15 protein-coding genes are annotated in these 13189 nt (G+C 53.2%); 8 read left to right on the top strand and 7 right to left on the bottom strand.

Annotated features, from left to right (window positions below):
• Window positions 1–39: 39 nt before the first annotated feature.
• Window positions 40–1341: an anaerobic C4-dicarboxylate transporter gene (locus ACUTQ5_RS20180; RefSeq protein WP_445652692.1), complete on the bottom strand. Its 1302-nt coding sequence runs from the start codon at window positions 1339–1341 to the stop codon at window positions 40–42.
• A gap of 250 nt (window positions 1342–1591) precedes the next feature.
• The gene (gene aspA / locus ACUTQ5_RS20185) at window positions 1592–3028 is read right to left on the bottom strand and encodes an aspartate ammonia-lyase (RefSeq protein ID WP_445652693.1); all 1437 of its coding nucleotides are present in this window, start codon (window positions 3026–3028) and stop codon (window positions 1592–1594) included.
• A gap of 341 nt (window positions 3029–3369) precedes the next feature.
• Between aspA and ACUTQ5_RS20190 the strand changes: the two genes are divergently transcribed.
• From ACUTQ5_RS20190 to ACUTQ5_RS20205, 4 genes are all read left to right on the top strand, one after another.
• Window positions 3370–3861: an FxsA family protein gene (locus tag ACUTQ5_RS20190; RefSeq protein ID WP_445652694.1), complete on the top strand. Its 492-nt coding sequence runs from the start codon at window positions 3370–3372 to the stop codon at window positions 3859–3861.
• Between the two features lie 185 nt (window positions 3862–4046).
• Entirely contained in the window at window positions 4047–4340 is a 294-nt protein-coding gene (locus ACUTQ5_RS20195; RefSeq protein WP_004952634.1) for a co-chaperone GroES, read from the top strand.
• A 44-nt stretch (window positions 4341–4384) separates the two neighbouring features.
• On the top strand, window positions 4385–6031 hold the full coding sequence (groL, locus tag ACUTQ5_RS20200) for a chaperonin GroEL (protein WP_135314812.1): 1647 nt from the start codon (window positions 4385–4387) through the stop codon (window positions 6029–6031).
• Between the two features lie 243 nt (window positions 6032–6274).
• Window positions 6275–6619: a DUF4156 domain-containing protein gene (locus ACUTQ5_RS20205; RefSeq protein ID WP_445652695.1), complete on the top strand. Its 345-nt coding sequence runs from the start codon at window positions 6275–6277 to the stop codon at window positions 6617–6619.
• A 79-nt stretch (window positions 6620–6698) separates the two neighbouring features.
• On the opposite strand, the gene epmB is transcribed toward ACUTQ5_RS20205, so the two are convergent.
• A complete protein-coding gene (gene epmB / locus ACUTQ5_RS20210) occupies window positions 6699–7727 on the bottom strand; it encodes an EF-P beta-lysylation protein EpmB (protein ID WP_445652696.1) in 1029 nt (342 codons plus the stop codon).
• Window positions 7728–7770: 43 nt separating this feature from the next.
• Here epmB and efp point away from each other — a divergent pair, with 43 nt between their 5' ends.
• From efp to sugE, 4 genes are all read left to right on the top strand, one after another.
• Window positions 7771–8337, top strand: a complete 567-nt coding sequence (gene efp, locus ACUTQ5_RS20215) for an elongation factor P (protein ID WP_004952647.1) — start codon at window positions 7771–7773, stop codon at window positions 8335–8337.
• A gap of 74 nt (window positions 8338–8411) precedes the next feature.
• The gene (locus tag ACUTQ5_RS20220) at window positions 8412–8540 is read left to right on the top strand and encodes an entericidin A/B family lipoprotein (RefSeq protein ID WP_012004876.1); all 129 of its coding nucleotides are present in this window, start codon (window positions 8412–8414) and stop codon (window positions 8538–8540) included.
• Between the two features lie 122 nt (window positions 8541–8662).
• Entirely contained in the window at window positions 8663–8794 is a 132-nt protein-coding gene (locus tag ACUTQ5_RS20225; protein WP_135314814.1) for an entericidin A/B family lipoprotein, read from the top strand.
• Window positions 8795–9011: 217 nt separating this feature from the next.
• Entirely contained in the window at window positions 9012–9329 is a 318-nt protein-coding gene (gene sugE, locus ACUTQ5_RS20230; protein ID WP_017891350.1) for a quaternary ammonium compound efflux SMR transporter SugE, read from the top strand.
• 271 nt (window positions 9330–9600) lie between these two features.
• Here sugE and frdD read toward each other — a convergent pair whose 3' ends face one another.
• Genes frdD through frdA form a run of 4 tightly spaced genes read right to left on the bottom strand, consistent with a single transcriptional unit; the run spans window position 9601 to window position 12904 of the window.
• Window positions 9601–9960 (bottom strand): fumarate reductase subunit FrdD, encoded by a 360-nt coding sequence (gene frdD, locus ACUTQ5_RS20235; RefSeq protein ID WP_445652697.1) that lies wholly within the window; start codon window positions 9958–9960, stop codon window positions 9601–9603.
• A 12-nt stretch (window positions 9961–9972) separates the two neighbouring features.
• Complete coding sequence (gene frdC / locus ACUTQ5_RS20240) at window positions 9973–10365, bottom strand: fumarate reductase subunit FrdC (RefSeq protein WP_261110230.1); 393 nt, start codon at window positions 10363–10365, stop codon at window positions 9973–9975.
• A 15-nt stretch (window positions 10366–10380) separates the two neighbouring features.
• Window positions 10381–11115, bottom strand: a complete 735-nt coding sequence (locus ACUTQ5_RS20245) for a succinate dehydrogenase/fumarate reductase iron-sulfur subunit (protein WP_445652698.1) — start codon at window positions 11113–11115, stop codon at window positions 10381–10383.
• Window positions 11108–12904 (bottom strand): fumarate reductase (quinol) flavoprotein subunit, encoded by a 1797-nt coding sequence (gene frdA / locus ACUTQ5_RS20250; RefSeq protein ID WP_445652699.1) that lies wholly within the window; start codon window positions 12902–12904, stop codon window positions 11108–11110. Before frdA ends, ACUTQ5_RS20245 begins: the two co-directional genes overlap by 8 nt.
• Window positions 12905–13189: the final 285 nt, after the last annotated feature.

Genomic DNA, 13189 nt, shown 5'->3' on the forward strand with positions numbered 1-13189 from the left:
GCGGGGGGAGAAACCGGGGCCGTAGCCCCGGTGAAAGCATTACAGCATCACGCTGCCCAGCAGGAAGCCGAACAACACCGCCAATATCACCCCGATGGTGCCGGGAATAAAGAACGGATGGTTAAACACAAAACGCCCGATGCGCGTGGTGCCGGTGTCATCCATCTGTACCGCGGCGACCAGCGTAGGGTAGGTCGGCAGGATGAACAGGCCGGAAACGGCGGCAAAGGACGCGACGGCGGTCAATGGCGAAACGTTCAGCGCCAGCGCCATTGGCATCAGCGCCTTGGCGGTAGCGGCCTGAGAGTACAGCAGTGCCGAGCAGAAGAAGAAGATCACCGCCAGCAGCCACGGGTGTGATTGGATCACGCTGCCCGCGGTCTCTTTGATCCAGTCGATGTTGGCCTGCACAAAGGTGTCACCCAGCCAGGCTACGCCCAGAATACAGATACAGGCGCTCATACCGGCCTTAAAGGTGCTGGAGTTGAGTACCATATCGGTATCGACGCGGCACAGCAGAGTGGTCAGGGTCGCGACGCTCAACATGATGATCAAAATCGCGTTGGTGGTGTTCATCAGCGGTTTCGCTACCAGCCCCAGACCCGGACTGTTAATGATGGCGTAGGCCACCACGCACAACACACCCAGCAGGAACAGCAGTACCGAAACTTTGGCACGCGGTTTGATTTCAACAAGCTTGTTGCCGCGCAGGGTGACAAGGCCTTCTTCAAGGCGTTTCAGATAAACCGGATCGTCAGACAGTTTGGCGTCGAATAACCAGCTTACCAGCAGCGACATCAGCACCACGGCGCAGAAGGTAGAAGGCATGACAACCATCAGCAGGTGCAGGTAGCTGACGCCGTGACCTTCCATCACTGAGGACATGTAGACCACCGCCGCGGAAATGGGTGAAGCGGTAATGGCAATCTGGGCAGATACCACGGCGGTTGATAGCGGACGGCAAGGCTTGATGCCCTGTTCTTTCGCTACTTCGGCAATCACGGGCAAGGCAGAAAGAGAAATATTGCCGGTACCGGCGAAGATAGTCAGAAAATAAGTGACGATCGGCGCCAGAATGGTGATGTGTTTAGGGTTCTTGCGCAGCAGCTTTTCAGTTTGCTGCACCAGATAATCCATACCGCCCGCGACCTGCATCGCTGAGATCGCGGCAATCACCGCCATGATGATGGAGATCACGTCGAACGGAATGCTGCCCGGCTTCACGCCAATCAGCGCCAGGACCAACACCCCCAGCCCGCCTGCAAATCCAATCCCGATACCGCCCAACCTGGCCCCTAAAAAAATGGCCAGCAGAACGATAACCAATTCTACGGCTAACATAGTGTCTACTCCTTAAGATGAGATGTCCCCGTCATCCTTGAAGCCGCATCTGCGTTGGCTGCCAGTGCTCACACCAGTCACTTACTTGAGTAAGCTCCTGGGGATTCACCCTCTTGCCGCCTTGATGCAGCTCCAATTATTTTGGGTGTAAATTGAAAATAAAAAGTTAAAATTTTGTGGGCAATGGAAAGTAAAAAGGCACGCTATCCAGGGGACTTAGCGTGCCTTTTTGGGCTACCGGGTGTCTCTGTTATTGTTCATTTTCATCCGTATAGCGTTTGGCTTTATAGGCTGGATGCATCAGGTTCTCCACGGAGAAGATATCATCGAGCTCGGCTTCGGTCAGCAGACCGCGTTCCAGCACCACTTCACGCACGCTCTTTCCGGTTTCAGCGCAGATCTTCCCGACGATGTCGCCATTGTGGTGGCCAATAAACGGGTTCAGATAGGTGACGATACCGATAGAATTGAACACATAATGCTCGCACACTTCTTTGTTCGCGGTGATGCCATTAATGCATTTTTCCAGCAGGTTATAGCAGGCGTTGGTCAGGATGTGGATTGACTCAAACATCGCCTGGCCAATTACCGGCTCCATCACGTTCAACTGCAGCTGGCCTGCTTCGGCCGCCATGGTAACGCAAGTGTCGTTGCCGATCACCTTGAAACACACCTGATTGACCACTTCCGGGATCACCGGGTTGACCTTGGCAGGCATGATGGAGGAGCCGGCCTGCAGTTCCGGCAGGTTAATCTCGTTCAGACCGGCGCGTGGGCCTGAAGACAGCAGGCGCAGGTCATTACAGATTTTGGACAGTTTGACCGCCAAACGTTTCAGTGCGCTGTGCACCATAACGTAGGCACCGCAGTCGGAGGTGGCTTCGATCAAATCTTCGGCCGGCACGACCGGCAGGTTGCTGACTTCCGCCAGTTTTTGTACAGCCAGGTGCTGGTAGCCTTCCGGCGTGTTCAGCGCAGTACCGATAGCGGTGGCACCCAGGTTCACTTCCAGCAGCAGCTCGGCGGTGCGATGCAGGTTGCGGGTTTCTTCTTTCAGCAGCACGCTGAACGCATGGAATTCCTGACCCAGGGTCATAGGCACCGCATCCTGCAACTGGGTACGACCCATTTTCAGGATGGTTTCGAACTCTGTGGCCTTGCGGTCAAAACCTTCGCGCAGTTGGTTGATGGCGTCGATCAGTTTCTGGTTGGAAGCGTAAACCGCAATGCGGAAGCCGGTAGGGTAGGCGTCGTTGGTGGACTGGCATTTATTGAGGTGATCGTTAGGGTTCAGGTATTGGTATTCGCCTTTCTGATGACCCATCAGTTCCAGACCAATATTCGCCAGCACTTCGTTGGTGTTCATGTTCAGTGAAGTGCCTGCACCGCCCTGGAACACGTCCACCGGGAACTGGTCCATGCATTTGCCTTTGTCCAGCACTTCATCACAAGCCTGGATGATGACATCAGCGATTTTGCGTGGAATGGTTTTTAACTCTTTATTTGCCAGCGCTGCGGCTTTTTTTACCATCACCATGCCGCGGACAAACTCGGGCACGTCGCTGATTTTACTGTTGCTGATATAAAAGTTTTCAATCGCACGCAGAGTGTGAACACCGTAATAGGCTTCTGCGGGGACTTCACGTGTTCCTAACAGGTCTTCTTCGATACGAATGTTATTTGACATGAGAACCTTCTTTGTATTGCTGCCGAATTAATTGTCAGGTAACCAAATTATGTTGCCGAAGGCTTCAGGCGTGAAACGATTAACCACAGTGCCCGTTGCAGCCCAGATCATATGCTGGTTAGTAATAAATGAATGAATCCAGATCACCTTCTGAGCCTTCTAAAATCACGTGTTATTCGTTCTGTGATCTCTTTCACGTTTACTAACTTTAGCAATAAAAAAGGACCTTTGGTTGAAATGACCCTCGGCTGACCCCATTGTATTTAGGTCGGCCGTTTACCGGCCCCTTTTTCGCGTTGTCGCTTCCTTGCGGCAACGTAGATCTGCCAGAGGAGAACCAGGTGCGCTGGTTACCGTTACTGCTGATATTTTTATTGGCTTACATAGAAATATCGCTATTTATCAAAGTCGCCGCCGTTATGGGCGTAGCGATCACCCTGCTGTTGGTGGTATTTACCTCTTGTGTCGGCATTTCGCTGGTGCGTAATCAGGGCATGAAAACTTTCATGCAGATGCAACAGAAGCTGGCCGAGGGTGAAAGCCCGGCAGCGGAAATGGTAAAGAGCGTTTCACTGGTATTGGTGGGCTTCCTGCTGCTGGTGCCGGGATTCTTTACCGACTTCCTTGGCCTGCTGCTGCTGTTGCCGCCGGTGCAGAAGTCGCTGACGCTGAAACTGATGCCACACCTTTCGGTCTACCGTCCCGGCGGCTGGAGCCAGGGCGGCGATGCTGCCAACGGCAACACCTTCGATGGCGAATTTCAACGTAAGGACGACGATCGTTATACGTTGGGAAACCAGCCGGACGATCATGACAAGCGTAACGATCGTTAAAAAAACGCGGCTCCGCCGCGTTTTTCACATTTGTCCCCTCTGGATTGCCGTCAAAAGCGAAAATTTTTTTGGTCTGGCCCTTGAAGGGGGATGGAATGCCCCCATTTCAAATCCCACGAGGCCGGTAATAACAATCCGGTGACAACCCTAAGTCTGATAGAAACCTTCTTACAGGAGAGCGTTCAATGAGTATTCGTCCATTGCATGACCGCGTTATCGTCAAGCGCAAAGAAGTTGAATCAAAATCTGCTGGCGGCATCGTTCTGACTGGCTCTGCAGCGGGTAAATCTACTCGTGGTGAAGTTGTGGCAGTGGGTAAAGGGCGTGTTCTGGAAAGCGGCAACATCCAACCGCTGGATGTGAAAGTTGGCGATATCGTGATTTTCAACGACGGCTACGGCGTGAAAGCAGAGAAGATCGACAATGAAGAAGTGTTGATCATGTCCGAAAGCGACATTCTGGCAATTGTTGAAGCGTAATAACGCTTTATCTTCTGAACTGAACGAGTTGAAGGGAAATACCAATGGCAGCTAAAGACGTAAAATTCGGCAATGACGCTCGCGTGAAAATGCTCCGCGGTGTGAATGTTCTCGCTGATGCAGTGAAAGTGACCCTGGGCCCGAAAGGCCGTAACGTAGTGCTGGATAAATCCTTCGGCGCTCCTACCATCACTAAAGATGGCGTATCTGTTGCTCGTGAGATCGAACTGGAAGACAAGTTCGAAAACATGGGTGCGCAAATGGTGAAAGAAGTTGCTTCTAAAGCGAACGACGCTGCGGGCGACGGTACCACCACTGCAACCGTACTGGCTCAATCCATCATCACCGAAGGCCTGAAAGCAGTCGCTGCCGGCATGAACCCGATGGATCTGAAGCGCGGTATTGACAAAGCGGTTATCGCTGCTGTTGAAGAACTGAAAAAACTGTCCGTACCTTGCTCTGACTCCAAAGCCATCGCTCAGGTTGGCACCATCTCTGCAAACTCCGACGAAACTGTGGGTAAACTGATTGCAGAAGCGATGGAGAAAGTGGGTAAAGAAGGCGTTATCACCGTTGAAGAAGGCACCGGCCTGCAAGACGAGCTGGACGTTGTTGAAGGGATGCAGTTCGACCGCGGTTACCTGTCTCCGTACTTCATCAACAAGCCAGAAACCGGTTCTATCGAACTGGAAAGCCCGTTCATCCTGCTGGCTGACAAAAAAATCTCCAACATCCGTGAAATGCTGCCAGTACTGGAAGCCGTGGCGAAAGCCGGCAAACCACTGCTGATCATTGCTGAAGATGTTGAAGGCGAAGCGCTGGCTACCCTGGTGGTTAACACCATGCGCGGCATCGTGAAAGTGGCTGCGGTTAAAGCACCTGGTTTCGGTGACCGTCGTAAAGCCATGCTGCAGGACATCGCTACCCTGACTGGCGGTACCGTTATCTCTGAAGAGATCGGCCTGGAGCTGGAAAAAACTACCCTGGAAGATCTGGGTACGGCTAAACGTATCGTTATCAACAAAGACACTACTATCATCATCGATGGTAATGGTGACGAACCTGCGATTCAGGGCCGTGTGTCCCAAATTCGTCAGCAGATCGAAGAAGCAACTTCTGATTACGACCGTGAAAAACTGCAAGAGCGCGTAGCTAAACTGGCTGGCGGCGTTGCGGTAATCAAAGTCGGTGCTGCTACCGAAGTTGAAATGAAAGAGAAGAAAGCTCGCGTTGAAGATGCTCTGCACGCAACCCGTGCTGCAGTAGAAGAAGGCGTAGTTGCCGGTGGTGGTGTTGCACTGATTCGTGCAGCGTCCAAACTGAGCGAACTGCGTGGCGTGAACGAAGATCAGAATGTGGGTATCAAAGTTGCTCTGCGCGCAATGGAATCGCCACTGCGTCAGATTGTTCTGAACTGCGGCGAAGAGCCATCCGTTGTTGCCAACACCGTGAAAGCGGGCGAAGGTAACTACGGTTACAACGCAGCAACTGAAGAATACGGCGACATGATCGCGATGGGTATCCTGGATCCAACCAAAGTAACCCGTTCTGCTCTGCAGTATGCGGCTTCTGTGGCTGGCCTGATGATCACCACCGAATGCATGGTAACCGACCTGCCAAAAGGCGACGCACCTGATTTAGGTGGCGCTGGCGGCATGGGTGGCATGGGCGGCATGGGCGGCATGATGTAATCATCCCCTACACGTTTGTGTGCTAAAAACCCCAGCCAATTGGCCGGGGTTTTTTATTTGCGTGCTTAGTCGCACTGTATTTGATGATATTTTTGCAGACCAGACAGATTTAGCTGGTAAACTGAGCTTTCATTAGCTGTCGCTCAAGACGTTGGCCAGGCACCAGTGGCAACGGATGCTTAAGAGATGGCATCGCTTTCTGATAAGCTTTTGCAGAATTCTCAATATCATATGGGGAACAAGATGCGGATTAAAGCCTTACTGGGTCTTTCGGCAGCCGTGCTGCTGGCAGGTTGCAGCAGCACCAATGAACTGTCCGCCGCAGGTCAGCAGGTTAAATTTACCGACACCAAACCGACTGCGGAATGCCAGCTAGTGGGTGAAGTGACTGGCACCCAGAGCAACTGGTTGTCCGGTAACGGTGGTGAAGGCAGCTCCATGCGCGGCGCGGCAAACGATCTGCGTAACAAGGCAGCGGCGATGGGCGGCAATGTCATTTATGGCGCTACCAGTCCAAGTCAGAACCTGCTTTCAAGCTTTGCCCCGCTGGACAGCAAAATGGCCGGCCAAGTTTATAAGTGTCCATAACGGCCTAATGAGCAACTCATAATATAAAAAAGAGGCATGCCACGGCATGCCTCTTTTTGTATCGGCAATCTACCGGGGATCAGTCCTGCATCAGGTGCAGATCGAGAGGGGTTTTGCTTGGCTTACCGCCGACTTCGCGGGTCAGGCGTGGCACCATATAGCCGGAGATCTTGCCCAGCAGCGCCTGCATAATAGTGCGTGCTTCATCATCACTGACCATAAAGTGTGCAGCCCCCTGTACCTTATCCAGTACGTGGATGTAGTAAGGCAAAATGCCTGCGTCAAACAGTGCGTTGCTCAGTGCCGCCAGCGTATCGGCATCGTCATTGATACCGCGCAGCAGCACGCTTTGATTCAGCAAGGTGACGCCAGCCAGACGCAGTTGTGCCATGCTGGCCTGCAGTTCGCGGTCAATCTCATTGGCATGGTTGATGTGCGTGACCATCAGGACCTGCAGGCGTGATGTCGACAGCCGTTGACACAGTTCCGGTGTAATTCGCGCAGGGATCACCACCGGCAAGCGGGTGTGAATACGCAGGCGTTTTAGATGCTCAATGGCTTCCAGTTCACCGATTAGCCAGTCCAGCTCATGGTCTTTTGCCATCAGCGGATCGCCACCCGAAAAAATAATCTCATCGAGTTCCGGGTGTTGGCGGATATAATCCAGCGCCTGACGCCAGTTGGCCTTATTGCCCTGGTTGTCCTGATACGGAAAATGGCGGCGGAAGCAGTAGCGGCAGTTGACCGCACAGCCGCCCTTAACCAGCAGCAAAGCACGATTACGGTATTTATGCAGCAGCCCTGGTACCACGCTACGCTGCTCATCAAGCGGATCGGTGGTGAAGCCAGGCGCTTTGATGAATTCTTCGCTGGCAGTCAGTACCTGGCGCAGCAGCGGGTCATTGGCATCGCCAGGCTGCATGCGGGCTACGAAAGAGCGCGGGACGCGCAGCGCAAACAGCCGGCGGGCTTCACGGCCCTGTGGCAATTCCGGATGCGTATTCAGTGACAAAAGCTGCAGTAATTCATCGGGATCGGTAATAACATCGGCGAGTTGATGCAACCAATCTTCTCTATATGCCGTATTTTGGGTTATAATGTGTGCCATTTTTTTGGCTAAGCTACCAGTTTAAATATTCAGAGGGGCCATCATGGCGACTTATTCTAGCAACGATTTCCGTCCGGGTCTTAAAATCATGTTCGAGGGCGAGCCTTACGCTATCGAATCCAGTGAGTTCGTTAAGCCGGGCAAGGGCCAGGCGTTTGCGCGCGTTAAAATGCGTCGCCTGCTGACCGGCAGCCGTGTAGAGAAAACCTTTAAATCTACAGACTCTTGCGAAGGTGCAGACGTTGTAGATACCAACATGAACTACCTGTACAACGACGGTGAGTTCTACCACTTCATGCACCCTGAGACTTTCGAGCAGCACGGTGTTGAAGAGAAAACCGTATCTGACGCGGCAAAATGGCTGCAAGATAACGCAGAATGTATCGTTACCCTGTGGGACGGTCGTCCTATCGCTGTTCAGCCACCTAACTTCATCGAAGCTGAAATCACTGATACCGATCCTGGCCTGAAAGGCGATACTGCCGGTACTGGCGGCAAGCCTGCGACCCTGAGCACCGGCGCCGTGGTTAAAGTGCCATTGTTCGTACAGATTGGCGAAGTTGTCCGTGTTGACACCCGCTCTGGCGAATACGTATCACGCGTAAAATAAGTTTCAATACAAAGGGGCCTCGTTGGGCTCCTTTGTTTTACCCCTTCCCGCAAATTGTTGGCAGAATCTGCATAATGAAGAAAACTCTGTTGGCCGTTATCTCCCTGTTGCTACTGATGTCCCTTAGCGGATGTAATACTTTCCGTGGGTTCGGTGAAGACGTTCAGCACCTTGGCGGCGCTATCTCGCGTACGGCCAGTTAATAAGTATCAGATGCACTAATGTATTAGTGCGAAATAAGACCATTCTAAACAGCAACTCTCGCTGATATTTACTAAGCTTAGAAAACCGTACTTTTTCATCACTGACAAATAAGGGCTTTCATATGCTGAAGAAAAGTATTATCGCGATTTTCTCTTTGATGTTCTTGGCCTCATTGACCGCATGCAATACCACTCAAGGCGTAGGCGAAGATATTCAGGCTGGTGGTAAGGCCATCCAGCGTAGCGCGCAATAACCCACCTTGATGATTTCTGCGGTATTCCGCGAACGGCCGTAAAAGGGCATCGTCGTGGGATACCGCTTTCTCTGCTGAGCCTTTCCTGGCAGTCACCTTTGTGCTGTTATCCTCCCAGGCTGCAGGTATAATCTCCGGGCATATCACAACGCTAAACGGGACGACCTGTTTACGCATCTGTATTCGGGGACGACCCCATAGTAATGGAGCCTGTTTCATGGCTTGGATTATTCTGCTTATTGCCGGTTTGCTTGAAGTGGTGTGGGCTATCGGTTTGAAATACACCCACGGCTTTACCCGCCTGACCCCCAGCCTTATCACTATTGCTGCCATGGTAGTCAGTATGCTGTTGCTGGCGCATGCGATGAAAACACTGCCCGCCGGCACGGCCTACGCGGTATGGACCGGTATTGGTGCGGTAGGTGCAGCGATTATGGGGATGGTGCTACTGGGCGAATCAACCAATATCGCGCGTATTCTCAGCCTGTGCCTGATTGTAGTCGGCATATTGGGGCTGAAGTTCAGCAGTCACTGATACCCGTCGTCTTTCAAGCTGTAGCGTTGTTACCTGCTTACAAGACCCATCCGTGGGTCTTGCCCCTTTGGGGCCGCTGCAAGCAGCGTTCAAATCTGTTCCCGACAGATTTGTCACTAACCCCAGTCACTTACCTGAGTAAGCTCCTGGGGATCAGTGAACTGGGCGCCTAGCTACAGCTTGAAATCCATAGGGTATGTCGATTTGATCGAACTGATAGCCCCTTAGAAATAATAACAGGCGACCAACGGAAGTGGCCGCCAGAAGGGGGTTACAGGGTGACTACGCCGATCAGGGTCACTACGCTGAGGATGGCAGCCAAACCGTAGAAGACCCATTTGCCGGCGGGCACATGGATTTTCAAATCATGCATCGCATGGTGGATACGGTGCAGACCGCACCATAGCGGCAGGATAATCATCAGCAGCAGGAACAGGCGGCCAATCAGGCTCTGGCAGAAGGCCAGTACGCGGTCATAGCCCAGTGCATCGCCTGGGAATAACCCCAATGGCAGAAGAATGCCGATCAGTAGCACTATGGCGGGGGCGATGATGGCTCCCCACATTCCGCCGGCGCCAAATAATCCCCAGAAAACCGGTTCGTCTGAGCGTTTAGGTGCAAGATTTATCATGTTTCCTCCGGATTACATCAAGGCCACGGCCAGAATGACCACGCTGGCAACTACAGTCACCGCCCACAGCGTTTTCACTATTGGCCCCGGGCCCATTTTCTCGCTGTTAACCACAATGTTGGCGGCTTTCGGCGCCAAATCGAACCAGGTCTTGGTATGCAGCAGTGCGGCCAGCAGCGCGACGACGTTAATCAGCAGCACCAGTGGGTTTTGCAGAAAACCGACGAAACCCGCCCAGCTATCTACCCCGCCTTTAAGCGCAAAGACGCCGTAGATCAGCACGATACTGAACCAGACTGCTGGCACCGAGGTGCTTTCGCGCAGCATATAGAAACGGTAGAAACCGAGCTTTTGCCACCAGGTCGGCGTCATGGTGCGCACGTAGGGCTTACGTTGTGTTGTCATTGCTGTTTATCTCCCTTATTGCGGCTTCAGCATGGCGATCATGAAGTCTTTGGCACTTTCCACCTTGCCCTGCTGAATCGCAGCGGCCGGGTCGACGTGCTTCGGACAAACTTCAGAGCAGTAGCCGACAAAGGTACAGCTCCAGACGCCGTTTTCACCGTTCAGCTGCGCCATACGCTGTTTCTGGCCGTAGTCGCGGTTATCCAGGTTATAGCGGTGTGCCAGGGTGATCGCCGCCGGGCCGATAAACTCTGGGTTCAGGCCGAACTGCGGGCAAGCGGCATAACACAGGCCGCAGTTGATGCAGCCAGAAAACTGGTGATACTTGGCCATTTGCGCCGGAGTCTGCACGTTAGGGCCATCTTCCGGTTTGCGATTATTGCCGATGATGTAAGGCTTAATCGCCTCCAGACTTTCGATAAAGTGGGTCATATCGACCACCAGATCGCGCTCAATCGGGAAATTGCCCAGCGCTTCTACCTTCATGCCGCCGGTGTACTCGCGCAGGAAAGTTTTACAGGCCAGCTTTGGCACCCGGTTGACCATCATGCCGCACGAGCCGCAGATCGCCATACGGCATGACCAGCGGTAGGAAAGATCGGGGGCCAGGTTATCCTTGATGTAGCCCAGGGCGTCGAGCAACGAGGTTTGCTCATCATAAGGCACCGCGTAAGTCTCGAAATGCGGCTCAGAGTCGCGTTCCGGGTTATAGCGCATGACCTCGATTTTCAGGGTGTTCATCTCAGCCATTTGCCTGCTCCTTATCCTTTTTATCCTGCGCTTCGGCTTCAGCGCCGTATACACGTTTGGCCGGTGGCAGTTTGGTGATCTTCACGTCGCTGTATTCCAGGCGTGGTGCGCCGTTCGGGTTATGGAACGCCAGCGTATGCTTGAGAAAATTCACGTCGTCACGTTCGGTACAGCCTTCGTCCAGACGCTGGTGGGCACCGCGGGATTCTTTACGGTTGAGAGCGGAATGCGCCATGCATTCGGCCACGTCCAGTCCGTAACCCAGCTCGATGGTGTACAGCAGATCGGTATTGAACACGCTGGAGTTGTCGGTAATTTTGACGCGCTTGAAGCGTTCTTTCAGCTCAGCCAGTTTATCGACGGTTTTCTGCATCAGTTCCGGGGTACGGTAAATACCGCAGCCTTCTTCCATCGACATGCCCATCTCGTCGCGGATTTTTGCCCAGTTCTCGTTGCCTTCCTGTTTCATCAGGTTGCTCAACCGGGTTTCGACGTCGCGCCCCTGTGCATCCAGGGCACTGCCGTTAGCCGGGTTGCTTTCCAGCGCGCGGCGAGCTGCTTGCTCACCGGCCACCCGGCCGAATACCACCAGTTCTGCCAGCGAATTGGAACCCAGGCGGTTAGCACCATGCAGGCCGACGGAGGAACATTCACCGACGGCAAACAGCCCTTTAATACGGGTTTCGCAGTTTTGATCGGTTTCAATGCCGCCCATGGTGTAGTGCGCAGTTGGACGCACCGGGATCGGATCTTTCACCGGATCGACGCCGACATAGGCCTTGGCCAGTTCACAGATGAACGGCAGGCGTTCCAGCAGTTTCTTCTCACCCAGGTGGCGCAGGTCGAGATAAACCACGTCACCGCGTGGGGTAGGAACGGTGCGGCCGGCACGCCATTCATGCCAGAAAGCCTGCGACACCTTGTCGCGTGGGCCCAGTTCCATGTATTTGTTCTTTGGCTTGCCCAGCGGGGTTTCCGGCCCCATGCCGTAGTCCTGCAGGTAGCGATAGCCGTCTTTGTTGACCAGAATACCGCCTTCGCCACGGCAACCTTCGGTCATCAGGATACCGGAGCCAGGCAGGCCGGTAGGGTGATATTGGACAAACTCCATATCACGCAGCGGTACGCCATGGTGGAACGCCATGCCCATGCCATCACCGGTGACGATACCGCCGTTGGTGTTGTAGCGGTACACGCGCCCGGCACCGCCGGTAGCCATGACCACCGAATTGGCACGGATCTGCACGCGGGTGCCTTCCATCATGTTCATCGCCACCAGGCCGCGAGCCTGGCCGTCATCCACCAGAATATCCAGCACGAAGTGCTCGTCGAAACGCTGGATTTGCGGGTATTTGAGCGAGGTCTGGAACAGGGTGTGCAGCATGTGGAAGCCGGTCTTGTCGGCGGCGAACCAGGTGCGTTCAATCTTCATGCCTCCGAAGCGACGTACGTTGACTGACCCGTCCTCTTTACGGCTCCATGGACAACCCCACTGTTCAAGCTGGGTCATTTCGCGCGGGCAGTTGTGGACGAAATGGTCGACCACGTCCTGTTCACACAGCCAATCGCCACCGGCAACGGTGTCGTTGAAGTGGTAGTCGAAGCTATCGTGATCCTGAGTGACGGCGGCGGAGCCCCCTTCAGCGGCTACCGTATGGCTGCGCATCGGGTAGACTTTTGAGATTAGCGCGATTTTCAGTTGGGGGTTGGCTTCCGCTGCGGCTATTGCTGCACGTAAACCAGCACCCCCGGCCCCAATAATGGCAAGATCGGCGTTAAAGGTTTGCACTGCATTCCTCCAATATTCTTGTTAAGAACGGCAAATTAAATATCTATGCTTAATATTTATAAAAAACTTCGGGTGCTAACTAACTGAGTTTATTGTCGTTGCATTAATACTAAGGATAGATATCTCCCACCAATAATGTGGAATTAACTATACCTAAAGTTAAGTAGAAGAAATTTGATGTGATCGATTGTTTTGCCTTTTAACCGCCGGTTGGGAGGATAATTTACCGCAGGCTGGATTTAACGTTTATTCACCTTTTATTAACCTTATTACTAACTATTTATC

The organism is Serratia sp. NA_112.1 (genome assembly GCF_052691715.1).